The 23,754-nt window shown below is 60.0% G+C and carries 26 protein-coding genes and 1 pseudogene; 13 read left to right on the plus strand and 14 right to left on the minus strand.

Annotation, left to right across the window (positions count from 1 at the left end):
* Positions 1–20: 20 nt before the first annotated feature.
* Both GUY37_RS13185 and GUY37_RS13190 read right to left on the minus strand, forming a co-directional pair.
* Positions 21–644, minus strand: a complete 624-nt coding sequence (locus GUY37_RS13185) for a recombinase family protein (protein ID WP_119296828.1) — start codon at positions 642–644, stop codon at positions 21–23.
* A gap of 820 nt (positions 645–1,464) precedes the next feature.
* Positions 1,465–1,662 (minus strand): annotated as a pseudogene (locus tag GUY37_RS13190) (arsenic resistance protein); the annotation flags it as partial.
* Between the two features lie 373 nt (positions 1,663–2,035).
* On the opposite strand from GUY37_RS13190, the gene GUY37_RS13195 reads away from it, so the two are divergent.
* Positions 2,036–2,656, plus strand: coding sequence for a recombinase family protein (locus GUY37_RS13195; RefSeq protein WP_166829770.1), 621 nt, complete (start codon positions 2,036–2,038; stop codon positions 2,654–2,656).
* A gap of 10 nt (positions 2,657–2,666) precedes the next feature.
* Here the strand turns inward: GUY37_RS13195 and GUY37_RS13200 are convergent, their stop codons facing one another.
* The 3 genes from GUY37_RS13200 to GUY37_RS13210 are packed head-to-tail and all read right to left on the minus strand — an operon-like array spanning position 2,667 to position 4,980.
* Complete coding sequence (locus tag GUY37_RS13200) at positions 2,667–3,173, minus strand: GNAT family N-acetyltransferase (RefSeq protein ID WP_166826407.1); 507 nt, start codon at positions 3,171–3,173, stop codon at positions 2,667–2,669.
* Entirely contained in the window at positions 3,170–3,580 is a 411-nt protein-coding gene (locus tag GUY37_RS13205; protein WP_101621217.1) for an arsenate-mycothiol transferase ArsC, read from the minus strand. The genes GUY37_RS13200 and GUY37_RS13205 overlap by 4 nt, the downstream gene beginning before the upstream one ends.
* Entirely contained in the window at positions 3,577–4,980 is a 1,404-nt protein-coding gene (locus tag GUY37_RS13210; protein ID WP_166826411.1) for an NAD(P)-binding domain-containing protein, read from the minus strand. Before GUY37_RS13210 ends, GUY37_RS13205 begins: the two co-directional genes overlap by 4 nt.
* A gap of 180 nt (positions 4,981–5,160) precedes the next feature.
* Between GUY37_RS13210 and GUY37_RS13215 the strand changes: the two genes are divergently transcribed.
* Both GUY37_RS13215 and GUY37_RS13220 read left to right on the plus strand, forming a co-directional pair.
* Positions 5,161–5,508: an ArsR/SmtB family transcription factor gene (locus GUY37_RS13215; RefSeq protein ID WP_166826416.1), complete on the plus strand. Its 348-nt coding sequence runs from the start codon at positions 5,161–5,163 to the stop codon at positions 5,506–5,508.
* 8 nt (positions 5,509–5,516) lie between these two features.
* Positions 5,517–6,680 carry an MFS transporter gene (locus GUY37_RS13220; RefSeq protein ID WP_166829772.1) on the plus strand — a complete coding sequence of 388 codons (1,164 nt, stop codon included), beginning with the start codon at positions 5,517–5,519 and terminating at the stop codon, positions 6,678–6,680.
* Positions 6,681–6,756: 76 nt separating this feature from the next.
* On the opposite strand, the gene GUY37_RS13225 is transcribed toward GUY37_RS13220, so the two are convergent.
* The 7 genes from GUY37_RS13225 to GUY37_RS19520 form a co-directional block, all read right to left on the minus strand.
* Positions 6,757–7,815, minus strand: coding sequence for an ArsO family NAD(P)H-dependent flavin-containing monooxygenase (locus GUY37_RS13225; protein ID WP_208094680.1), 1,059 nt, complete (start codon positions 7,813–7,815; stop codon positions 6,757–6,759).
* Between the two features lie 9 nt (positions 7,816–7,824).
* Positions 7,825–8,235: an arsenate reductase ArsC gene (locus GUY37_RS13230; protein WP_101621204.1), complete on the minus strand. Its 411-nt coding sequence runs from the start codon at positions 8,233–8,235 to the stop codon at positions 7,825–7,827.
* Between the two features lie 20 nt (positions 8,236–8,255).
* Positions 8,256–9,257 (minus strand): metalloregulator ArsR/SmtB family transcription factor, encoded by a 1,002-nt coding sequence (locus GUY37_RS13235; RefSeq protein ID WP_101621205.1) that lies wholly within the window; start codon positions 9,255–9,257, stop codon positions 8,256–8,258.
* Positions 9,254–10,348, minus strand: coding sequence for an ACR3 family arsenite efflux transporter (gene arsB / locus GUY37_RS13240; RefSeq protein ID WP_166826422.1), 1,095 nt, complete (start codon positions 10,346–10,348; stop codon positions 9,254–9,256). The genes GUY37_RS13235 and arsB overlap by 4 nt, the downstream gene beginning before the upstream one ends.
* On the minus strand, positions 10,345–10,668 hold the full coding sequence (gene trxA, locus GUY37_RS13245) for a thioredoxin (protein WP_166826425.1): 324 nt from the start codon (positions 10,666–10,668) through the stop codon (positions 10,345–10,347). Before trxA ends, arsB begins: the two co-directional genes overlap by 4 nt.
* The gene (trxB, locus tag GUY37_RS13250) at positions 10,665–11,633 is read right to left on the minus strand and encodes a thioredoxin-disulfide reductase (protein WP_166826427.1); all 969 of its coding nucleotides are present in this window, start codon (positions 11,631–11,633) and stop codon (positions 10,665–10,667) included. The genes trxA and trxB overlap by 4 nt, the downstream gene beginning before the upstream one ends.
* Positions 11,634–11,767: 134 nt before the next feature.
* Positions 11,768–12,013, minus strand: coding sequence for a DUF2180 family protein (locus GUY37_RS19520; RefSeq protein WP_407645359.1), 246 nt, complete (start codon positions 12,011–12,013; stop codon positions 11,768–11,770).
* Positions 12,014–12,372: 359 nt separating this feature from the next.
* On the opposite strand from GUY37_RS19520, the gene GUY37_RS13260 reads away from it, so the two are divergent.
* From GUY37_RS13260 to GUY37_RS13275, 4 genes are all read left to right on the plus strand, one after another.
* Complete coding sequence (locus GUY37_RS13260; protein WP_166826431.1) at positions 12,373–13,065, plus strand: arsenite efflux pump; 693 nt, start codon at positions 12,373–12,375, stop codon at positions 13,063–13,065.
* Positions 13,066–13,216: 151 nt separating this feature from the next.
* On the plus strand, positions 13,217–14,170 hold the full coding sequence (locus GUY37_RS13265) for a cytochrome c oxidase assembly protein (protein ID WP_166826434.1): 954 nt from the start codon (positions 13,217–13,219) through the stop codon (positions 14,168–14,170).
* 407 nt (positions 14,171–14,577) lie between these two features.
* A complete protein-coding gene (locus GUY37_RS13270) occupies positions 14,578–15,174 on the plus strand; it encodes a copper resistance CopC family protein (protein WP_166826435.1) in 597 nt (198 codons plus the stop codon).
* Between the two features lie 16 nt (positions 15,175–15,190).
* On the plus strand, positions 15,191–17,191 hold the full coding sequence (locus tag GUY37_RS13275) for a cytochrome c oxidase assembly protein (protein ID WP_228278183.1): 2,001 nt from the start codon (positions 15,191–15,193) through the stop codon (positions 17,189–17,191).
* A gap of 182 nt (positions 17,192–17,373) precedes the next feature.
* On the opposite strand, the gene GUY37_RS13280 is transcribed toward GUY37_RS13275, so the two are convergent.
* Positions 17,374–18,153 (minus strand): cytochrome c biogenesis CcdA family protein, encoded by a 780-nt coding sequence (locus tag GUY37_RS13280; protein WP_166826438.1) that lies wholly within the window; start codon positions 18,151–18,153, stop codon positions 17,374–17,376.
* Positions 18,150–18,779, minus strand: coding sequence for a TlpA family protein disulfide reductase (locus GUY37_RS13285; RefSeq protein ID WP_166826440.1), 630 nt, complete (start codon positions 18,777–18,779; stop codon positions 18,150–18,152). The genes GUY37_RS13280 and GUY37_RS13285 overlap by 4 nt, the downstream gene beginning before the upstream one ends.
* Before the next feature lie 146 nt (positions 18,780–18,925).
* On the opposite strand from GUY37_RS13285, the gene cmtR (GUY37_RS13290) reads away from it, so the two are divergent.
* The 6 genes from cmtR (GUY37_RS13290) to GUY37_RS13315 all read left to right on the plus strand — a co-directional run bounded on the left by cmtR (GUY37_RS13290) (position 18,926) and on the right by GUY37_RS13315 (position 23,749).
* Positions 18,926–19,300 carry a Cd(II)/Pb(II)-sensing metalloregulatory transcriptional regulator CmtR gene (gene cmtR / locus GUY37_RS13290; protein ID WP_009884428.1) on the plus strand — a complete coding sequence of 125 codons (375 nt, stop codon included), beginning with the start codon at positions 18,926–18,928 and terminating at the stop codon, positions 19,298–19,300.
* Positions 19,297–21,294 carry a heavy metal translocating P-type ATPase gene (locus GUY37_RS13295; protein WP_166826442.1) on the plus strand — a complete coding sequence of 666 codons (1,998 nt, stop codon included), beginning with the start codon at positions 19,297–19,299 and terminating at the stop codon, positions 21,292–21,294. The genes cmtR (GUY37_RS13290) and GUY37_RS13295 overlap by 4 nt, the downstream gene beginning before the upstream one ends.
* 26 nt (positions 21,295–21,320) lie before the next feature.
* Positions 21,321–21,941 (plus strand): DsbA family protein, encoded by a 621-nt coding sequence (locus tag GUY37_RS13300; RefSeq protein ID WP_166829777.1) that lies wholly within the window; start codon positions 21,321–21,323, stop codon positions 21,939–21,941.
* A complete protein-coding gene (locus GUY37_RS13305; RefSeq protein WP_166826444.1) occupies positions 21,922–22,548 on the plus strand; it encodes a vitamin K epoxide reductase family protein in 627 nt (208 codons plus the stop codon). The genes GUY37_RS13300 and GUY37_RS13305 overlap by 20 nt, the downstream gene beginning before the upstream one ends.
* 251 nt (positions 22,549–22,799) lie before the next feature.
* Positions 22,800–23,159, plus strand: coding sequence for a Cd(II)/Pb(II)-sensing metalloregulatory transcriptional regulator CmtR (gene cmtR, locus GUY37_RS13310; RefSeq protein WP_062862470.1), 360 nt, complete (start codon positions 22,800–22,802; stop codon positions 23,157–23,159).
* Positions 23,156–23,749, plus strand: coding sequence for a cadmium resistance transporter (locus GUY37_RS13315; protein WP_062862469.1), 594 nt, complete (start codon positions 23,156–23,158; stop codon positions 23,747–23,749). The genes cmtR (GUY37_RS13310) and GUY37_RS13315 overlap by 4 nt, the downstream gene beginning before the upstream one ends.
* Positions 23,750–23,754: the final 5 nt, after the last annotated feature.

Consider the following 23,754-nt stretch of genomic DNA (forward strand, 5'->3'; position numbering starts at 1 on the left):
CATACAGTCGTACTCAATATTCACTGCGCCCGGCTTCGGGAGAGCAATTTAGCGCCGTCAGGCCTTAGTTCTCCAGTGGGCGAGACGTGCCGGTACAGCGTCTGCCGGGTGATGCCGAGTTCTTTGCAGAGATCACCAACCTTGGTGTCGGGCTGACCCATGGACGCTTTCGCCAGGCGGACTTTGGCGGACGTCATTTTGTAGGGCCGGCCGCCTTTTCTGCCCCGGGCGCGGGCCGATGCCAAGCCGGCCATGGTTCGTTCGGAGATGAGTTCGCGTTCGAATTCGGCCAGGGCGGCGAAGATCCCGAAGACCAGTTTGCCGGAGGCGGTGGTGGTGTCGATCGCTGCACCCTGACCGGTGAGGACTTTGAGCCCGATGCCGCGCTCGGTGAGGTCGTGGACGATGTTGACCAGATGGCGCAGGTCCCGACCGAGCCGGTCCAGCTTCCACACCATTAGAGTGTCCCCGTCCCGCAGGGACCGAAGGCAAGAGACCAGCTCGGGGCGGTCCTCTTTCTTGCCGGAGGCCTTGTCTTCATACAGCTGCGCAGGCTCGATGCCGGCGGCAAGGAGCGCGTCGCGCTGCAGGTCAGTGGCTTGGGAGCCGTCGGCTTTGGAAACGCGCATGTAGCCGACCAGCATCAGGTTTCTCCTCCATCATTTATACGTTCGTTTGTGTGACACTCCTGGGGAACCTCTCTGATCGTCAGAAATTGTCATTTAACCCGTTACTTATTCTACGTTGCACAGACGATACTGACGAGAGTTATTGTGACACTTCATCGAGATGTGTAGCTGTTATTCGCAGATGGCGGTACTTCTGCTGAGCTATGTGGCGGGCCATGCTGTCGCCGAGTGGTCATCCATCACGACCACCCCGCCAGGAATGCTGTCACAGCGCATGACCTTCGGGCTTCCGGTCGCCCCATACTCTTAGCATGCAAACCATGGGTGTTAATCCACGCGCCGAAACCTCGGAACTGGAGTCCGCGCGGTACAGGGTGTACTTCTGGACCGGCACCGCCTCCGATGAAGGGGAGGTGGGGCGGACGTCCATGAAGTGGTCGCGGCGGAGGCGAGCCTTGGCGAACGCACCTACACGCTGTACGCGTGCGCGCCTCGGATGGGCGCGGCCTGGTCCGCCTGGCCAGGGAGGGATCCCGTGCCCCGAAGTGGCTGATGGCATCGCTCGACGCTCTTTCCCGGGGGCGGCACCGCTGCCGCCATCGGACGCAAGGCCCATGGCGGGGTTCCCCCAACGGAGTGGGCATGCCGCTCGATGTCCCAATAGTCTTGCGATAGCCTGAACTTATGGAAATGGCCTGTGCAGATTGTGGATGTGTGGTTCAACGCGGCATAATCGTGCACGCTTGCGATCGCCATCCAGATTGTTGCTGCCGGGATGTGCCGGTCGCGCAAGTCGGTGACACTGCGGGCGAATAGCCCCCGTCGTGATGGGCGCTCAACGCGACGGCGTCGGGCGGTGCGCGACGACCCGGGGAATGAGTCGGACGTAGGTGACCATGCCGACGAGTTCGACCAGTGTCTGCGTGACCACGACGACCGCGACCAGGGACAGCGAGTCGGGCAGTGCCAGGGCGAGGGGCAGTATAACCAGGGAGTTTCGGGTCGCCCCGGAGAAGACCAACGCTCGCGTCGCCGGTGCTGCCCGACTCGCAATCCCGCAGGCACGCCAGATGGTTCGACACGTTCGAGCGCGTCAACTGGACACAGATCGCGGCCGAATCATGCGTGCCAGTGCGAACATTGTCACGCTGGGCCGCGAAGTATTGTGCTATCCCGACCATCGTCCGGATCACCGCAGGCAACTTCCGACTCGTCGACCGTTTACTCCCTCAGATCGAACGCATGCAGACCGTGAACGACCTCAACGAGTTGACACCCGAGGTTGTCAGAGGCAGCTCGGCAGGCTCTCCTTATCGGCCACTAAACGCCGCGAGAAACGTGCCATTTACCGCTGCGACTCACATCTCATGTCACGTAAACGAACATTTAAGTGACGAGGTGTGCAGATGCTGGTTGGGTACGTTCGAGTCTCGAAGGCTGATGGTTCACAGACAACTGACCTCCAGCGGGACGCGTTGTCTGCTGCTGGCGTCGATGATGCGCAATTGTACGAAGACAGAGCTTCAGGCAAGAAGGATGACCGACCACAACTGATCGCATGCCTCAAGGCTCTACGTTCAGGAGACACCCTGGTGGTGTGGAAACTCGACCGGCTCGGTCGAGATCTTCGACATCTGGTCAACATCGTTCACGATCTCACTGACCGCGGCGTCGGGTTGAAAGTCCTCACCGGCCAAGGCGCGGCCATCGATACAACGACCGCGTCAGGGAAGCTGGTATTCGGGATCTTTGCTGCCCTGGCTGAGTTCGAGCGCGAACTCATCTCCGAACGCACGAAAGCCGGCCTGGAATCTGCCAGAGCGCGAGGACGCAACGGTGGCCGTCCCTACAAAATGACTCCGGCCAAAGTACGCCTCGCGATGGCTTCTATGGGCCAATCAGGAACCAATGTGGGTGCACTGTGCCAGGAACTCGGGATCAGTCGCCAAACCTTGTATCGACATGTGTCACCGACAGGCGAGCTGCGCGACGCTGGCCGCGACGTCATGTCGGCAGCCAAACGATAGTCAACTCATTTCAGGGTCGTCGTCGCTCGACGACAATCGTGTCGCGCCAACGGTCGGCAAGTGGCCCGTAGGTCATGTAAGCAATACGTTCTCGCCTTCCAACAGTTCGAAAGCCAGCGTGCTCGTGGAGACGAAGGCTGGCGGTGTTCTCGGGAAAGATCGACGACTGTATCGTCCAGACGCCGCGCTGGTCGGCGAGACTGATGAACTCAGACAAGAGCTGAGTGCCGACACCTTTGCCTGAAGCATCGGGGTGCACGTAGATCGAGTGTTCGACGACGCCTCTATAGACCTCGCGAGACGATACCGGCCCAGCGCCCACCCATCCTAGAATTTTCCCATCGGCATCCACGGCGACTCGACACAGATCCAGCCGCCTGGTTGCACCAAAGTCCTCCCAGGCGGCTGGTGGAGCAGACTCGAAGGTGGCGTGGCCGGTCTCGATTCCAGTGCGGTACACGTCCTTGACCTCGGACCAGTCAGAGCCGACCATCCCTCGAACATGAAGGTCACTCATGACATCAGGCGCGAATGAAGCTTCTCGACACGCCTGCGGATGTCGTCGCGCACGAGGCGCATGCGTTCGATGCCCTCGATTCCTCGCTCAGACGGCTCGTCGGTATCCCAGTTCTCCAATTCTGTGCCCGCAGGCACCTCCACGGTCGCTTCACGTCCCAAAGTGATGACGATATCGGCCGCTTCGAGCTCAGCGTCGTTGACAGGCTTTGGAGTGCCGTGACTGATATCGATGCCCAGCTCGTCCAACGACTGCACCGAGAGTTGGTTCAGTGATGTGCCGGGCTGTGTGCCAGCAGAGACCACATCGATCGTGTCACCGGCGAGATCGCTCATGAGCCCCGCGGCCATTTGGGACTTTCCGCCGTTTTTCACACAGACGAAGAGGACGCGTGGTGGAGTTGTCATCGTGTCTCCTGGTATGCACTGCGTCCGTGCTCCAAGCCGGTGGGGATGCCAATCGAGACCGGCTCAGCGGGCGCACCGCAGCACGAATCAGCCTCGACAGTATCGGCAACAGGTGCGTCACAGGAGGACCCGATGTCGGCTGAACATACGCCGGTTTCGGGTAGAACCAGCTCGACTCTGTCTGCGCTGGCCTGGTCGCCTGCCAGGGCTGCGACGATGGAGCGGATCTGCTCGTATCCGGTGAACATGAGGAATGTGGGCGCGCGACCGTAGGACTTCATGCCCGCGATATAGAAGTCCTTCTCCGGATGCGCCAGCAGGTTGGCTCCGTGGGGCGGGACGGTTCCACAGCTGTGATATTCGGGATCAATGAGCGGCCCCAGCTTTGTCGGTGCTTCAACGACCGGATCGAGTTCGAGGCGGATCTCGCGCAAGAAGTCGAGGTTTGGCCGGAATCCGGTGGTCGGGACGACGCGGTCGACGTTGAGTGAGACTGGCCCGTCGGGTGTGGTCCCTGAGACGGTGAGTCCATCCGTGGTGTTGAGCTCCGTAATGGTCACTGACGTGTGGACGTCAATGCGTCCGGTCTCGACGAGGTGGCGCAGACGGGTGCCCAGTGCCCCACGAGCCGGGAGCCCGTCCTGGTCGCCGCCACCGTAGACGCTGGCGGGGTCGGCTCCGCGAATTGCCCAGCTGATACGTGTGGTCGGTTCTGCTTCGTTGAGTTCGCCCAGGGCCAGCAGCGTATTTGCGGCCGAGTGCCCGGCACCGACGACGAGGACGTGGCGGCCAGCGAACTCGTCCCGGTCTCGTCCAAGGACGTCGGGCAGTGGCGAGGTGACCAGTCCGGCTTCCCTTGCCGCGGTCTCACCGATGGCGGGAAGGCCTGCTTGGCCGAGAGGGTTCGGGGTTGCCCATGTGCCGGAAGCATCGATGACGGCGCGGGCGTGATGATCTTCGATCACTCCGTCGGCGCTCTGGGTGCGGACGAGGAAAGCCGTGGCATCGCGATCTGGTGTGCGTGTCCGGTCCATACCAAGACGGCTCACCGCGATGACGCGGGTCTGTGTGCGGATTGCCTCGCGCAGCTGTGGAGTCGCGGCCAAGGGGGCGAGGTAGTCGTTGACGAGTTCAGTTCCGGTCGGCAGATAGTCACTGTCGGGTTCTTGCCAGTCAGTGCCTTCGAGGAGAGTGCGAGCGGCGTGATCAATGTTGTACTTCCATGGGGAGAACAGCCCGATATGGCCCCATTCGCTGACGGCTGCTGCCGGTGTAGCGCCGGCTTCGAAGACCAGTGGTTTCATCCCACGCGTGACCAGATGGGCGGCAGCAGCTAAGCCAACGGGGCCAGTGCCGATGACGACGACCGGAAGATCAGCGAGGGTCGAGTTCTCAGGCATAATGAATCTCCTTCTTAGCAGTGGCAAATTGATCGATGAAAACCGGGCGAGTAACCACTCTTCCGCGGAGACCGTATCCACGAAGTCTCAAACTCCCACCGTCAAACATCGATGTGTGTCGATATGTATTCAAGCACCACGTATCGACAAATGTCAATGTCTTGGCATAATGGAGATGTGATGATTGAACAGACTCTCCCGGCCGCAGTGTCGCGCTCGTGCTGCCCGTCGCTGACGATGAGACCTTTGGGCCAGGACGATGCGGTGGAATTTGCTCGGCTCCTCAAGGCTGTGGCAGATCCGACCCGACTACGGCTGGTGTCGCTGGTGGCGGCGAACGTGAGTAATGAGGCGTGCGTATGTGACCTCACCGAACCCGTCGGGTTGGGCCAGCCAACCGTGTCCCATCACTTGAAGATCCTTGTCGATGCCGGAGTACTCGACCGCGAGAAGCGCGGCGTTTGGTCGTACTATTCGATCAAGGCGAGTACTTTGGAAAAGCTGGCTGCTTTTCTCTCTCCCGCGTGACCAATCCGGTGACTGGGCGACCGCGAGGTGGTCTTGCCGCGCTGTCTGCCGCGCAGATCACCAGCTGGGGGTTACTGTACTATTCGCTTCCAGTCGCGGTAACGCCGATCTCCCAGGACACAGGGTGGAGCCCCACAGCGATCACTGCTGCTCTCTCGGCTGGTCTCATCGTCTCAGCTGTGGCAGGTATTCGAGTCGGGCGCATCCTCGATGCCAACGGCCCGCGAACAGTCATGACAGCGGGTTCAGTCATCGGTGTCGTGGCGTTGCTGCTAGTGGCGTGGTCGCCGTCGCTTCCCGTGTTTTTCACCGCGTGGATCATTGCCGGATTTGCCCAGTCCGCGGTTCTCTATCCTCCAGCATTTGCTGTCATCACTCGGTGGTATGGGACCGATCGAGTCGGACCGTTGACGACGCTGACGCTGGTTGGAGGACTAGCATCGACGGTGTTCGCGCCCTTGGTGGTCGCCCTCATCGATGGTCTCGGTTGGCGCGGCGGCTACGTGGTGATGGCCGGTGTTCTGGCTGTGATCACTGTGCCATTGCATGCGCTTTTTCTTAATGGGCGCTGGTCTGATGATGCTGGATCGCAGTCTGCAGCGGTATCCAAGGCCGAGGTGAGGCAGGTGACTCGCACACCGAAGTTCATCATTTTGCAGATCGCCATGGCCATGGCCACGTTCACGTTGTTCGCGGTCACGATCAACATCATTCCGCTGTTTCTTCAACGCGGCATGGACTATTCACTCGCTGCTGTGGCCCTCGGACTCATTGGGGCCGGGCAGGTTGTCGGTCGAATCGGATACCCCCAGTTCGCACGAGCGACCTCGGCACGCACACGCACGGTCACCATCTTTGCTATTGGTGCAGTGAGCCTGTTGACGCTGGCTCTCGTGCCGGGGCCAGCGTGGTTGCTGATCGTGGTTGCGGTCCTTGCCGGTGCTGTGCGGGGCTGTCACACGCTGCTTCAGGCCACAGCGGTCTCGGACAGATGGGGGACGAAGAACTTCGGGACGATCAACGCAGTCTTCACCGCACCAATGACGTTCGTCGGTGCCTTTGCCCCTGTGGCCGGACCCGCTTTAGCAGGTCTGCTGGGCGGATATCCTGCTATGGCAATGGTGATGGCGGTATTGCTCATTGGTGCTGTTGGGCTGACGACTCGATCCTGATGCCAGGTTCCAGGGTTCTCTCGTCCACGGTGTTGCCAGCCGCGGTAGTACTCGATCCGTATTGGTATCGCGGTAGCTACTGTGCTTGAGTGCTTCGCACGTATTCGTTCACGTCCGCGACAGCAGACTTCGCTGTGCGGGCGGCACCGATGATGGTCGCGGAGGCAAACCCTGTCCAATCGCCATACCCCAACAGCTGCAGTCCAGAAGCATCGATGCTTCGAGTGCCCTCTGTGACTGGATGCCCGTTCTTCCAGGTCAATTCGAGCCCATTGAGATGGTTGAGGTGTGGTTTGAAGCCGGTGCACCAGATGATGGCATCACAGCTGTACTCGCTCCCGTCGGCCCACGAGACCCCAGCCGAGGTCAATCGCTCGAACATCGGCGAAGCGTTCAGGTCACCACGGTCGCGTGCAGCCCGAACGGGCGGGACCATGACGATATCGCCGAGGCCCGACACACCATCGTGGTCGCGCCCGGCCCGCTGGGCCGCCTCGCGGGCGGTGGCAACGTCGAAGAGGACTCGTCCATCGACGTCGTCAGGCATGAACCGTGGTCGGCGCTGCGTGACCCACAGTGTCTGCGCCACGGTCGAGACTTCCGAGACGATCTGAGCGGCGGAGTTCCCACCGCCGACGATGACGACCCGTTGGTCGGTGTAGTCCTCGGGCGAATCGTATTCCACGGTGTGTAGCTGCCGTCCCGTGAAATCCTCACAGCCTGGATAGGCCGGAACATATGGGCGTTGCCATGTTCCGGTGGCGCTGATGACCGCCGTGGTCTCTAGGGTGCCGGTATCGGTATCGACGAACAGTTGTCCCCGGTCCTGGTAGACATTGCTGACGTGGACCGGTCGGTGAACCGGTAGATCGTAGCGGCGTTCGTATCGGGTCAGGTAGTCAATGACATGATCGGCGGTGGGAAACGACTCGCCCTTCTGCGCAGGCATCGGCCAGCCTGGCAACGGACTGTACCCGGCCGGTGAAAACAGACGCAACGACTGCCACCCGTGCTGCCAGGCTCCTCCGGGGCCGGCGTGGTCGTCGAGAATGACGAATTCGAGACCCGTTCTGCGAAGAAAGTATCCAGCGGCGAGACCGGCCTGCCCACCGCCGATGACCACGACATCTGTCACCCGGTGCACTCAGTCTTGACTGAGTAAGTCGGTCACGAGCGCCTCGATGCGGGTCTTGATGTCGTCGCGGATCGGGCGAACCGCCTCGATGCCCTGGCCTGCTGGGTCATCGAGCTCCCAATCCTCGTAGCGCTTTCCCGGGAAGAAGGGACATGCGTCGCCACAGCCCATGGTGATGACCACGTCTGAGTCCTGCACAGCCTCGTCTGTGAGAACTTTCGGCTGCTCGGCGGTGATGTCGATGCCGTCTTCGCTCATCGCCTCGACAGCGATTGGATTGATGTGTTCGGCCGGGACCGATCCAGCCGAGCGGACTTCGATGCGGTTGCTCGCAAAATGGCGCAGATAGCCGGCAGCCATCTGCGAACGGCCAGCGTTGTGGACGCACACGAACAAGACAGAGGGTTTCTGGTCAGCCATAGGGGTGGTCTCTCTTTCGATCAGTTGGTGAGGGAATCAAGTAGGGCCTGGACACGGGTAGCAAGGTCGTCGCGGATGAGTGCCACGCCCTCGGGGGAGGCCAATGCCGGGTCGGCAACTGACCAATCCTCGTACCGGAGGCCGGGCACGATGGGGCAGACGTCGCCGCAACCCATCGTGATCACGACATCAGCCGCACGGATCGCGTCATCGGTCAGTGGCTTCGGGAACAATTCCTCGACGTTCTCCCCGTCGATGTCGCTGATGAGTTCGGCGACATTCGAGTTGAGTCCTGCTGCCGGAGTCGAACCAGCGGATCGGGCGATTACGCGGCCTCCTGAGAGTTGGCGTGTTAGGGCCGCGGCGAGTTGGGATCGGCCGGCGTTGGCGACACAGATGAAGAGCACCTGCGGAGGCGCGCTGGCTGTGTCCCGGGTGATGTCAGCCAAGCGTTGCTTTGCGAAGCGCTCGGTCAAGGGGACGAGGTAGCGAGTGATTTTCGCCGATCGAGCCAGGCCCGTGTAGGAATCGCGCACGATGCCGGTGACAGTCTCTGGCGACACACCAGCTGATGTTGCCGATAGGTCTGTGATCAAATGGTTGATGTGGGCCTCCACGTCGAAGGCACTGACAGCCACTGGCGCCTCAGGCTGCGGGTTTGGTGCGATGACGGCAGGGGCGAAACCTTCCAGTAGAGCGCTCACAGCGGCCTGGCGTCCGGCTGCGATGGAATACCAGACCCAGGTGCCGCGACGTTGAGACTCGAGCAGCCCCACTGTCTTCAGTACTTTCAAGTGATGAGAGACAGTGGGCTGGGAAACGTCGGCAAGCTCTGCAAGATCGCAGACACATGATTCCCCACGAGGGTCGGTGCTGATCGCTGAGAGCATCCGTAACCGCAGAGGGTCAGCGAGTGCTTTGAGTGTTCCGGCAAGCGTCGTCGCGACGTCGACAGCAATGGCGTGGGACGGATCTGGGGCACACGTTTCATCGTCAGTGGGGATCATAGTGGTTTCAGTCATGACGATCTCGCCTCCACAGCGTAGGGGTCGGTGCGGAACCATGCTTTCGCGGCCCAGAGTGAGACATAGACGAGGCCGACCAGGACAGGCACCTCGATGAGAGGGCCAACGACCCCAGCCAGTGCCTGCCCGCTGGTGGCACCGAAGGTACCGATGGCGACGGCAATGGCGAGTTCGAAGTTATTGCCAGCCGCGGTGAAAGCCAATGTTGTGGAGCGGGCGTAGCCAAGACCGAGGCTCTTGCCGAGCAGGAGCCCTGCGAACCACATGAGTGAGAAGTAGACCAGCAATGGCAGTGCGATTCGAACGACGTCCAAGGGTTGGCTGGTGATCTGTTCGCCCTGGAGTGCGAAGAGCAAAACGATTGTGAACAGGAGACCGTAGAGCGCCCACGGCCCCACTCGGGGAATGAACTTCTCTTCGTACCACTGACGGCCGCGACGTTTCTCGCCGATCCATCGTGAGGCGAATCCGGCGATTAGCGGGACGCCGAGGAAGACGAGCACGTTGAGAGCGATCTGACCCATTGACACTTCCAGGCCTTGAGTATCAAGTCCCAACCAAGTGGGCAGGAAGGTGAGGTAGAACCAGCCGAGGACTGAGAACATGATGACCTGGAAGACTGAGTTGATCGCGACCAGCACGGCGGTTGCTTCTCGGTCACCGCAGGCGAGGTCGTTCCAGATCACGACCATGGCAATACAGCGGGCCAGGCCAACGATGATCAATCCTGTGCGGTATTCGGGGAGGTCTGGCAGGAACACCCAAGCCAGGGCGAACATGACTGCGGGCCCGGCGAGCCAGTTGAGGACCAAGGATGAGATCAGCAGTTTCTTATCGCCGGTGACGGCGGCGACCTTGTCATAGCGGACTTTGGCGAGGACGGGGTACATCATGACCAGCAGACCCAGGGCGATGGGTACTGAGATGCCGCCGATTTCCAATTGGGAAAGCAGGTCAGAGACCCCGGGGATCAGCCGGCCGAGGAGGAGGCCTGCGATCATGGACAGGCCGATCCAGGCCGGCAGCCACTTGTCTAGTGTCGACAGGCGTGCAGGTGCCGTCTGTTGTGTGGTGGTGTCTGCGGTCATGCCAGGAGCTCCTCGATCTTGTTCACGATGTCTGGGCGCGGGTGTGCACCGATAAGGACGTCGCGTCGTTGGCCGTCACGGTAAAAGCCGAGCGTAGGAATAGATGTCACTCCGGCTGCTGTGACCGCTTCGGGATTGGTATCGGCATCGATCTTGACGACCTTGACTCGTCCTTCGTATTCGTCGGAGAGCTGATCGAGTATCGGTGCGATTTGTTTGCACGGTCCACACCAAGTCGCCCAGATGTCGACGACTACGGGAATGTCGGAATCGATGACCTCGGTGGTGAACGTGGCGTCTGTGACTGTCGTCGTACTCATGCGGGGACCTCCAACAGGGTTTCGGTGTGGGACATGGCGGGTGCGGCAGAGAGGAAGTGTTGGGCATCTATGGCTGCTGAGCAGCCTGTGCCAGCCGCAGTGATCGCTTGTCGGTACCGGCTATCGACGAGATCACCGGCGGCAAACACTCCGTCTTGGTTCGTGGCTGTCGACGGGTGGGTGACCTGGACGTATCCATCGGGGTTGAGGGCGACCTGTCCGGTCAGGAGCTCTGAGCGCGGATCATGGCCAATCGCTACAAATACCCCCGACACCGGCAGGGTCCGCTCGGCCCCGGATACGGTATCGCGCAGTCGCAGCCCCTCGACGTGGGATTGACCGATAATCTCGGAGACCTCGCTGTTCCAAGCGACCTCGATCTTCTCGTCGGCCAGGACTCGGTCGGCCATGACCTTCGAAGCGCGAAACTCTTCGCGCCGATGCACGATTGTCACTTTGGAAGCGAAACGAGTCAGAAACAACGCCTCTGCCATGGCAGAGTCACCACCGCCGATGACAGCGATCTCTTGCTCTCGGAAGAAGAAGCCGTCGCAAGTTGCGCACCAGGACAGGCCGTGGCCGGTCAATCGATCCTCTTCGGGCAGACTGAGCTTGCGGTAGGCCGATCCTGTAGCAAGGATGACCGCGCGGGCGTGGAATGTTTCACCCAGGCCGGTTTCAACGGGCTTGACCTCCCCAGTCAGATCGAGACGGATGGCGTCATCAAAGATGATGCGTGCACCGAACCGTTCGGCCTGCGCACGCATTGCCTCCATCAGTTCTGGGCCCTGGACTCCATCGATGAAGCCAGGGAAGTTCTCTACTTCGGTCGTGGTCATCAGTGATCCGCCAGCGGTGACGGAACCAGCGAGAACCACCGGCGACAAACCGGCCCGGGCTGCGTAAACAGCAGCGGTGTAGCCGGCAGGGCCAGACCCGACAATCACTAACTCTTGAATCGACATGCTTCTATATTGACCTATATCAATATATAGCGCAACCGCTAGGTCGTCCACTAACTCTCATACCCTTTGCCAATGCATGGCACCGGGCAGCGCTCACTCCCCGCGATCACCTGGCTCATCTTCAGCGCCAATGCTTACCGAGGGAGCGCCTCATGTGCGGGGACTGCTTCAGAAAATGCCGCGTGACAGGTTGAGCAACAGATCTCCCGCCCGTCCGGCAGCAGCCTCGAGGGGGCGCCGGTACCATTTCGATGAATTCGCACTTCTTCGCAGATCGTTGCGTGTTCTAGACACAGGCCGACACCGCAATGGACACACACCGCGACTGCCCTCGCCATGATTTGCTCGCTGGCCGCATGCTCCCAGCAATTCATAGTCATCCTCCCTGATTTGAGAACTATCGATATAGAGCCTAATTAGCGTATCGATAACCGTCAATGTAGAGCGCTGATGCGATTGAGCCACCCGGCTCGCTAGTGCCGCGGAGGCAGCCGCTCGCACAATTGCATTCTCGTCGGTGGCACTGTGGGAAGTTTGAGATCTCAGCCCAATCGGCTCGGGTTTGAGACCCCGCATCCGGCAAGGTTACTGCCAGAATGTGAGCGGAACGCGGTAGCTGCCTGAAGCTGGCCCTAGGGAAGTGCATGCAGTCGACATCTGAAAAGCGTGCAGCCGCCTTTTGAATCTGACAACGGGACGGGCGGATCGCGCCGCCCGTCCCTGTGAGTCGCAGCGGTAAATGGCACGCTTCATCGCGGGCGACCAAGCACTCCTTGTGGGAGTACTCCTAGTGTTACTGACTCCCTGCGTCGACTACGTGATTGTATTCTCCAGCCTGGCGGGGGCATCGAGCGATCGCCTGCTCGCAACAGCCCCGATCTTGATGTTGGCCCAGATGGTGACGCTCCCGGCCTACCTACTGATCTTCATCGGACCCGAGGTTATCTCAGCCATCGACCCGAAACCGTTCGTTGAAGCGCTGGTTGTTCTGATCATTATTCCACTTGTCATGGCAGCCATGACACAGAAGCTGGCCGCAAAGAGCAGGGTCGGCAGGGCTGCTATGGCCACAACGGAGAGTTTAATGGTGCCCCTGATGATGAGTACCCTCGCCATCGTTGTCGGATCCCAAATCGTCGGCGTGGGAGAAGAGATCGCCTCCCTATGGGCCGTCGTACCGATCTACGTAGCATTCTTAATCGTCATGGTCCCGGTAGGCCTAGCCACCTCAAAGATCTTCAGGCTTGATACCGGAAGTACGCGGGCGGCTGTTTTCAGCGGTGCCACCCGCAACTCACTGGTCGTGCTGCCGCTGGCATTAGCGCTACCGGAGCCGTTCACTTTGGTGGCCCTCGTGGTGGTCACTCAGACACTAGTAGAGCTTGTCGGAATGGTTGTCTACGTCAAAGTGATTCCGCGTATCGTCAAATAGCACACACCAACGACCCCCTTTAGCGTCGACCAAGAGCCTTGACGAGTGCCCGACTGTCAGTCAGCAGATCTTGTTCTCGGCTGCGTCGGATCGGCGCGTAGTCTTTGATTAGAAGCGCGTCCATGCCTAAGACGCCGAGGAAGGACATACAATGGCAGACTTCACCTGGATTCCCACCAAAGCCCCCTCGATTGAGACCTTCCTTGGCTTCGAGCTACAACCAATCCCGGTCATCCCCGTCCTCGCCGGGATTATCGCCCTGTTCTACATCATCGGATGGATCCGACTCGCAATCCAGGGACGCCGCTGGCCAGTCTGGCGCGGAGTGTTATTCCTCCTCGGTTGCCTGCTGCTAGCTGCAGTCATGGGGCTGGCCATCGAAGGATACGGGCAAGTCATGTTCTCAGTCTTCATGTTCCAACAGATGACGCTCATGATGGCGGTACCACCACTTCTACTCCTTGGTGCTCCAGGGACCCTTCTTCTACGTTCGTCACCGCGGAATCTACCCGGGCGAATCGTTCTCAAACTCGCAATCTTCGGTCTACGCTCATGGGTAGGCAAGGTCGTTGTCCACCCACTGTTCTCGATTCCTCTATTCCTCGTCCTCTTCTATGGCCTCTACCTCTCAAATGCTGCGAATTTCGTGCTGAGCTCAGGCATTGGTGGCCATATCGGCCTTGAACTCGTCTTCCTGTTCACTGGAATCATCTTCAATGCGACGCTCATTCCGGCAGACCCGCTTCCTGTGCCCGAGTCTCACGTTGTACGGATTTTTCATTCTTTCCTCGAAGCCGGCCTTCACGCGTTCTTCGGTGTCATTGTCATGATGGCAACCCTGCCTTTAGTCGACCGATTCACCCAGATGCCAGCAAGCTGGGGCATAGACGTGATGGAAGACCAGAAGCTTGCGGGCGGTATTGCTTGGGCCTACGGCGAGGGGCCAGCGGTGGCAATTCTCCTCGTCGTACTCATTACTTGGTCCCGTCAGGAGTCGAAGAACAATGCATCCCGTGATCGCGAAGTCGCGCTTCACGGAGACAAAGACCTTGATGCCTACAACGAATACCTCAGGGCACTCAACCGCGGTGAGATCACGATCTGAACACCCAAACGCACTCCCATGACGAGCAGCACCTGGTACAGCTCAGTTCTATTTTCCAGTCAACGCATTCCTGCATCCTTCGCAAAGTCAACATGCACTGTATAGTCAGTGAATGCTGACTATAGTCCGTTGTGTCGCTGTAAAGAACCGATCGGTCTCCTGCCATGCCGTAGCGTTTGACCTCGTCACGCGGGCGAACGAGACGAATTTTCTGGCGGATCTGTGACCCTGGTCGGCGGCAGCTCTCGCCCTTTCTGCCGCTCTTGGGCAGCACGGACGCAACGTGACATTCCTGGGCAGCCACAAAGGCGGCCGAAGGGCGTGCACTGGCGACCACGACGGGCAGTCATGGCTAACCCCAGACCCAGCACTGGTACTCTAATCCCGTTGTCTACAGGAGGTAGAAATTGGCTCTCACAGTGATCCCGCGGCCCACGAACCGGATGTTGACCGTTCTCGCACTGGTGTTGGTAGCTTTCCTGCTGCCGGTCGCACCGGCCTCGGCACACGAAACCGTGACCGGGACAAACCCCGAAGACGGGCAGAAACTCAGTACCACCCCCGAAGCCATCGAAATTTCGTTTAGCGATACTCCGCTGTCGATGGGATCGAAGATCCAAATCACCGACTCTTCAGGCACGAACTGGGCCAAAGGAGATGTCGAAATCGATGGCGACGCGGCTGTTCAACCCATTAAGTCCGGGGCGCCTGCCGGAGAATACACAGTGACCTGGCGAGTGGTCTCGTCCGATTCTCATCCGATCGACGGCACGTTCTCCTTCACCGCGACGAACGGTGCCAGTCCCTCCTCGGCCCCTAGCCCCAAACAGACAGAGAACGACTCCTCGGCCCCAGAACCCTCGCAAACGGAAACCGCGCAGGCTGCTGACGAAGAGGACTTGAAGTTCCCCGCGAGCTTCATCGTCGTTTGGATCCTTCTCTTTGTCGCAGCGGTGCTCGTCATCGTCACGCTCGTCTTGCAACAGAAGCATAAAAGGCAATGAAACATGAACCAGCACTTTGAGCGGCGAGTCCACACTGATGAATAGTACGACTCCCGGTCGTCCGGCCACGAGCGGGCGCTGGCAATCCATAGTGTGGCTTCTGGCTACTCTGGCTGTTGCCGTCGCCGCTGTCATAGCAAGCGCGGCCTTCTCCGGTGCGGCAGCAGAACGTGAGGCGTTGGACCCCGGGGCATTTGTGCGGTGGGCGCTACCGATTGCCTTGACCGTGCATCATCTGGTGTTGGGGGTGGTCGTTGGCTGCCTGATCTTCGCGGCAACACTCGTTCCGTCCAAAGACACTGACACGACAGAAGGGTATTCGGCTGCCCATCCAGCATTCGCTCGCGTGCGAACCGTCGCCGTCGCCGCATCGTTCGTGTGGCTGGGTTCAGTGGTGGTGGTGACGGTGCTGACCTATGCCAATCTCGTGGGCCAGCCAGTATCGGGTAGTGCGGCCTTCTTAAGTCAGCTGGCCTACTTCCTCACTGACCTCATCGTCGGCCAAGCCTGGGGTGCAATCACCGTCATTGCCTTCCTCGTTTGCAACTTAGCCTTCTTCTTTCGCTCCACCACCGGCCTAGCGTGCACAGCCCTGCTCGCGCTGACTGCCATCGTCCCCATCTCGCTAATCGGTCATGCTGCAGGCAGCGACGACCACTATGCCGGTGTCGGTGCGCTGGCCGTGCACTGGCTCGGAGTCCTTGTCTGGGTTGGTGGCGTGGCAGCACTTGCCGTCACCATCCCCGTGCTGGCCTCAACGAGTACCATGCTTGTGACAAAATCGGTGATCGCCCGCTTCTCTGCACTGGCCGGGGTAGCGTTCGTCCTCGTCCTTAGCTCCGGTGTGATCAACGCTGCCCTCCGACTCGGCGAATGGGACGGGCTGCTGAGCCGCTACGGTCAACTGATCCTCATCAAGTTCTCCGCAACCCTGTTGCTCGGAGCCATCGGTTTCGCTCATCGCCGATGGGCCATGACTCAAGTCGGAAACAAGGCCGGCACACTACTTGCTTGGCGCTTGGTCATTGCTGAAGTCCTCATCATGGGCGCAGTCATCGGCGTCACCGCGGCACTGGGACGAACGGCCCCACCTGTCCCCCTGGAACTCGAGCCAGCGATCACCCCCGCCGAAGTCCTCACCGGCTATCCCGTGCCACCGGTCCTGACCGGGTACCGGTGGCTCAGCGAATGGCGGTGGGACTGGCTCTGGTTAGCGTTCATCCTCACTGTTGCCGCCGTCTATCTCCTCGGGGTTCGCAAGACTCGTATGAGCGGAGACAAATGGTCACGGAAACGCACTGTCAGCTGGTTAGCCGGCATTGTCCTGCTGGTTTATGTCACGTGTGGTGCCCCAACGATCTATGGCATGGTCCTCATCAGCGCCCACACCGTCATGCTTCTGGCCATCGCAGTGCTCATTCCTCTTCTCTTGGCGTTCGGCGCACCCCTGGACTTGTTGCGCCTGAGTGTGCCCCGGCGGACCGATGGTAGTCGGGGACCGAGGGAATGGATCGAGGCAAGCACCCCGATAGTCAGTTCCGTGGTCAGGAATCCGCTGTTCAGCGGTGCAGTTTTAGTCCTGTCGCTCATTCTGCTTTACTACACTCCGTTGTTGCGGCTGTCATTAGATTTCTGGATCGCCCACCAAGTCACCAATCTGTACTTCCTGATCATCGGATTCTGGTTCATGGCCTCGGTCATGCGGACTCGAATCAAGCCGCGAACACGTCTCCGGCAGATCCTTGCTGTTGCTGGGGTCGCAGGTATCCTCCTGCTCTGGGCCAATATGCTCGCATTCGGTGTGAGTCCAGTCCTCGAGGTGGACTGGTTCAGCAGCCTTGACCGAACATGGGGGCCGTCAATCGCCGTCGATCAGCAAAATGCGGGCACGGCAGTTCTCCTGATCGGGGTTGCGCCTCTGGCAGTTGTGCTCGCCACGTTCCTTCCGTACAAATCCCGCCTACCTTCCACCAGGCCTACAGACACCAGCCGGTCCTTACCCGATGTCTCGCACTGATCAGATGAAGCTGTTTACCATGACGAAGCGCAACTACTCCCGTGAAGAACCAACGTCGTAGTCGTTGTCGCACACGGTAGCGCTCCTGACGCAGTTGATGCATGCGCACAACTGATGGTCGAGTGAGACACGTTCTGTGCTTCCTCTTCAGCCATGGTTCAGATGTGTCGGTGAATGGTCGCTCAGACCACGGTGGAAAAGCCGCCAATGAGACCCTGCAGTCCGTTGACCCATTGAGTCCATACTCCAGTGATCAGCAGTATTCCTATTCCGATGAGAACGGCCCCTCCCGCACGGGTAATTGCTGCATGATGATCTTTGACCCACCTCATGCGACCGCCGCCTCTGATGAGTAGCAAAGAGACAAGCAGGAAGGGAATGCCAAGACCCAGGCAATAACTGAGGGTCAATATGGTCCCGCGAAGCAAGGCACCGGATCCTGTCGGCCCGAAACTGGTCGTCAACGCAAGTACTGCCGCTAATGTCGGCCCCATGCACGGGGCCCAGCTGAACGCGAACGTTCCGCCGAGAAGCGGTGCTCCCCACAATCCCGCCTGAGGGCGGCTCTTGATACGCCACTCCCGCTGGAGGAGACTCAATCCGCCCATGAAGATGATCCCCGCCACGATGACGATCGCACCCATGATGCGATTGATCACGTCCGCCCAGGCGCTGAGAAGTATCCCTGTGAGAGAAAAGACGAGTCCAATTGAGACGAAGACAGCCGAAAAGCCGAGCATGAACAAGAACACACCAATGACCACGCGGAATGTCTTCTGATCGTCGAGTGACTTCCCGGCAAGTCCAGTGACATAGCCAAGATAGCCAGGCACCAGTGGTAACACGCATGGCGACAGGAACGAGATGATCCCGGCGATCACAGCAATCGGGATTGCCAGCAGCATCGGGCCCGAGCTTGCTATCTGTGAGAACTGTTCACCGATCGTTGCCACAGCGATCACGTGTCTTTGGCAAGTACGTCAGTGATGAGGCCATCAAGAGTCGAGCGATCGACGATCCCGACGACACGAGCAGCAGGACGGCCCTTGGAATCGAGAATCACCGTCGACGGTACGGCCTGCGGTGGAAGAAGACCGCTCAAGGCCGCCACTGCCCGCCCTTCTTTGTCGAGCATGGAGGGGTAGGTGATGCCGAATTGTCGAGCAAATGCGTTTGCCGCAGCAGCTTCATCTCGGACATTGATGCCTAGGAAGGTCACTCCCTCCTCGCGGAACGATTCGTAGCTTTCCTGAAGGTCTGGTGCCTCTTCTCGACATGGTGGGCATGCTGCGTACCACAAGTTCAATACCACTGGACTGCCCTGCCATTCTTGCAGGTCGAAGGCATCCCCGTCCGTCGTTTTTCCAGCCAGCTGCACGGGTGTTGAGCGTTCCGCTTCGGGAATCTGGGTGATCACCCCCGTGCCTGACACATACCCCTGATCATTTGATCCGGAAGTGTCCCCGGCGTTCTTGTCGGAGGGTGCGCATCCGGTGATCGCGGCCAGCATGACCGCTAGAACAGCGCTCCCATAAGCCAACCGGGAGAAGGCATAAATTCGGAATCGCTGTGCATACGCGTCTCGCACTGGGGCCTCCTTGAGGTAACAGTTATTAGACGTTATTCTACGTTATGTAGAAACATGGTTCCCGCTACTTCCGCCGTCGCTCACATGGGCGAGATTGACGGCAACATCCTCCGCTGAAGGGTCAGTCATTGATGTATAGTCATTGTATGCTGACTATAGCTTCTCGTGTGAATGTGATGAACCGCTTGGGTCGGGCCATGGCAGATGGGACACGGTCACGGATCTTGCTGTCCCTGCTGGATCGGCCTGGCTATCCCGCGCAATTGGCACGTGATCTGGGGTTGTCGCGGACGAATGTGTCGAATCATTTGGCCTGCCTGCGCGGTTGCGGGATCGTCGTGGCTGAACCAGAGGGGCGACAGACCCGGTATGAGATCGCAGATCCCCACCTTGCTGCCGCGCTGATGGCGCTGGTGGATGTGACGCTGGCCGTCGACGAACACGCACCCTGCATCAATCCGACATGCTCCGTCCCCGGGTGTTGCACGCCCCAGGACCCCGTAACGAAGGCCCTGCAGTGAGCCGCGAATGCTGCGGACCCGATGACGCAGCCCCAGACCCTGTCGACGCCGACGCGGTCGCTGAGCACGAGGAGGTGCCCCCGTGGTGGCGCGATCGCTCCCTGGCGCTGCCGGTCGCCTCCGGGCTTCTGTGGGCCACTGGCCTGATTCTGCAATGGATCGGTCTGGAGATTCCGGCACTGGTCGTGTTCGCACTTGGTTTAGTAGCCGGCGGGTGGACATTCGTGCCTGGCACGCTGAGGAGTTTGTTCACAGCCACCGGTCGCGGGCGCTTGGGTGTGGGGCTGTTGATGACGATTGCCGCGATCGGTGCTGTCGTACTCGGCCACGTCGGAGAGGCAGCAGCGTTGGCGTTTCTGTTCTCTGTTGCCGAGGCGCTGGAAGACCGGGCAATGGACCGGGCACAGCAGGGGCTGCGTGCTTTGCTCTCACTCATCCCCGACACTGCCCGCATCTCCCGATTGACTGGCGAAGAGACGATCCCGGCCGCAGACGTCCGCGAGCTCGACGTTCTAGTCGTCGGAGCTGGAGAGCGAGTCGCCACTGATGGAGTTGTGACCTCTGGTCGATCGTGGGTGGATACTTCAGCGATCACGGGAGAATCGATCCCGATCGAGGTCGCCCCTGGAGACAAAATCCTGGCCGGGTCAGTCAATGGCACGGGCACCCTCAGCATCGAGGCCAGTGCAGACGGGCGTGATAACTCGTTGACGAAGATCGTGCATCTGGTCGAACAGGCGCACGCGAACAAAGGTGAGCGTGCCCGCATGGCCGATCGTATCGCCCGCCCCCTGGTGCCGCTCGTCCTGATTGCCGCTGTGCTGATTGCCGCATTTGGGTTCGTCGTCGGCGACCCGAGTACCTGGATCGAACGCGCTCTCGTGGTTCTGGTGGCAGCATCACCGTGTGCGTTGGCGATTGCGGTGCCGGTCACGGTGATCTCCGCGATCGGGTCGGCGAGTAAGTTGGGTGTCGTCATCAAGTCTGGTGCCGCGTTCGAAGAGCTTGGCACCATTCGCCGGGTCGCGTTCGACAAGACCGGCACTCTCACTCGCAACGAGCCTCGTGTCGTGGCCACCCACATCAGTAACGACCACACGGAGGCAGAGGTTCTCGATCTCGCCGCAGCACTGGAAGCGACGAGTACCCACCCGTTGGCGCAGGCTATCAGCGCCGCCACACCAACCCGACTGGAAGCCGTTGAGGTCCAAGAACTTCCTGGACACGGTCTCTCTGGAACAGTGGAAGGCCGTAGGGTGCGCGTCGGCAGCCCTCGGTGGATTACCCCTCACGGATTGACCACACAGGCTGCCGAGCTAGCCGATCAGGGCATGAGCATTATCGTCGTCGAAGTCGATGATCAGATCGGTGGAATCATCGGTATTAGAGATGAGTTGCGCCCTGAGGCGACTGAAGCGATTGCGGCATTGCACGATCAGGGTATCTCGACAGTGATGCTCACCGGTGATAACGCCCGTACTGCCGAGGCGATAGCTGCTCAGGCCGGCATCGATGAGATCCATGCCGAGCAATTGCCTGAGCACAAGGCCGAGCGTATCCGCGCTTCCACCGCTCAGGTACCGACGGTGATGATCGGGGACGGCATCAACGACGCCCCCGCCTTGGCCTCGGCGACCGTTGGCGTCGCAATGGGCGTGAGCGGATCGGCAGCTGCAGTGGAATCAGCCGATGTCGCATTCACCGGCACCGATCTGCGCTTGATCCCCGATGCTCTTGCACATGCCAAGAAGGGCCGAGGGATCATGACTGCCAACGTCGTCTTGGCTTTAGCAATCATTGTGGTGCTCTTTCCGTTGGCCCTGTTCGGTGTCCTCGGCCTCGCGGCTGTCGTGCTGGTGCATGAGGTTGCGGAGGTGGTCGTGATCCTCAATGGCGTCAGGACCGCCCGTTCGAAACGCCGTATCTACCCGTCCGATGCCCGGGACGGAAGCACTCCGTCCTCGACTGCCCCAGTGAAAGCGAGCGACTATTGAGCCGCAGCGTGAAAATCTCCCTAGCAATGATCGGCGTCGCCGCCCTCGTCCTCGTCGGCTTGCTGGTGTTCAATAACGACAGCAACGAACCCAAACCGGAGACTGCTCCCACCAGTGCAGACACCGCCGACTTACTGGTCCGCGACGATAGCCCCCGCCTGTCTAAGGGTAGCGAAGCAGTGTTCGTGGAATTTCTCGATTTCGAGTGCGAAGGCTGCCTGTCTCTTTACCCGGTCATCGAGGACCTGCGAAAGGAATACGGGGACCGTGTCACATTCGTCGTGCGGCACATGCCCTTACACACCAACTCCGTCAACGCAGCCCTGGCCGCCGAGGCGGCCGCCGAGCAGGGCGAGTTCGAGGCCATGTATCAACGCTTGTTCGAAACGGTAGACGAATGGGGCCACCAAGAGACATCACAACGCGAAAAGTTCTCCGGCTATGCCAAGGAGCTCGGCCTGAACATGGAGCAGTTCACAGCAGCCTATGATGATCCGGCCACTCTCGAGCGCGTTGAGCAGGGTCAGAAGGACGGACAGGCCCTCGGGGTCACCGGCACTCCAACGTTCTTCCTCGACGGTGAGAAGCTCCAACCCGAAAGCGTCACTGACCTAAAGGAAGCCTTCGATGCTGCCCTCCAAGACTGAGACGGGCAACGACAGGGAGACGCAAGAAACGCCGTTCACGTCGCCCCGTGACCTGGGAACGTTGTTCGTCATCGGCGGGGTCATCGGATTAATTGCGGCTGTGGTGTTGCTGGTGGAGAAAATGACGCTAGCAGCCAATCCGGATTACATCCCCAGCTGCAACGTTAACCCGATCCTTTCCTGCGGTTCGGTCATGGGGACTCCGCAAGCCGCCGCTTTCGGTGTTCCGAATCCGATCATCGGCGTCGCAGGTTTTGCCATCGTCGTGACTATCGGTGCAGGTCTTCTTGCTGGAGGACGATATACAGCCTGGTACTGGGGCATCATTCAGGTCGGTCTGACGTTCGCGGTCGTATTCGTGCATTGGTTGATCTACCAGAGTCTCTATGTCATCGGGGCACTGTGTCCTTACTGCATGGCAGTGTGGGCAGTGACGATCCCCATATTTTGGTACGCCACTACCCGAAACCTCAGATCCTTCAGCAAGGGACAGAAATGGATCACCCTGATCCACGAATACCGTGGAGCGATCCTGACTGGCTGGTTCCTCCTCATCATCGGTCTGATCGCCAACCGCTTCTGGGACTACTGGTCCACTCTCGTGTGATCCTCAACGCGATGAGTCGTCACCGCTCTAGGTAGTCTCGACGACCACGATATGGACCGGAAGAGACTCGCCTATTAATCCTTCTCGACTTGAGCCGCCATCTCAGTCTGTAAAACAACCGCCATTCATCGCTGAAGCTCACACGATCAATGAGGTTGCTCGTCTTCGGTGTCCCACTACCAAGGAACTGGGACGACCGGAAAGTGGGCAAGGATTGACGGTGGTTCAGCCACCACTGTATAGTTCACTAAGTGCTGACTATTACTTCTCGCTTAGACGTGATGAACCGGTTGGGCCGGGCGATGGCCGACCCAACCAGGTCACGACTTATCCTGACGCTGCTAGATCGACCGGCCTACCCGGCAGAATTAGCCAGCGATCTGGAGCTGACCCGCTCGAACGTATCCAACCATTTGGCATGCTTGCGCGACTGCGGCATCGTGGTCGCCGAGCCCGAGGGGCGCAAGACGCGCTATAAGATCGCCGATCCGCACCTGGCGCGGGCGCTCACCGCACTGGTCGACGTCACTCTCGCGGTGGACGAGAACGCCCCGTGCATTGATCCCGCCTGCTCGGTTCCCGGATGCGGTATAGCAAAGGTGGGCACGTGATCCTGACCTCGGCCCTACAGGCGATCGGCCTGTTCATCGCCACGAATATTGACGACATCATCGTGCTCTCCCTGTTCTTCGCCCGCGGCGCCGGGCAGCGCGGAACCACCGCACGAATTCTTGCCGGCCAGTACCTGGGGTTCGTGGGCATCCTGGGTGCGGCCGTGCTCGTCTCCTTGGGGGCCGGAGTATTCCTGCCTCCAGCGGTCATCCCGTACTTCGGCCTCATCCCCCTGGGGCTGGGGCTGTGGGCTGCCTGGCAGGCCTGGTGCGGAGGCGATGACGATGACGCCGAGATCGAAGGCAAGAACGTCGCAGTCTGGACTGTGGCCGGGGTCACGTTCGCCAACGGCGGAGACAACATCGGCGTCTACGTCCCGGTCTTCCTCAACGTGGGCCCGGCCGGGGTGGTGGCCTACTGCATCGTGTTCCTCGCGCTGGTCGCGGTGCTGGTAATGCTGGCCAAGTTCGTCGCCACCCGCCCACCGATCGCCGAAGTCCTTGAACGCTGGGAACACATCCTGTTCCCCATTGTCCTCATCGGCCTCGGTATCTTCATCCTGATCAGCGGCGGAGCATTCGGACTCTGAGGGCC

Source organism: Brevibacterium limosum (assembly GCF_011617705.1).
GTDB lineage: Bacteria > Actinomycetota > Actinomycetes > Actinomycetales > Brevibacteriaceae > Brevibacterium > Brevibacterium limosum.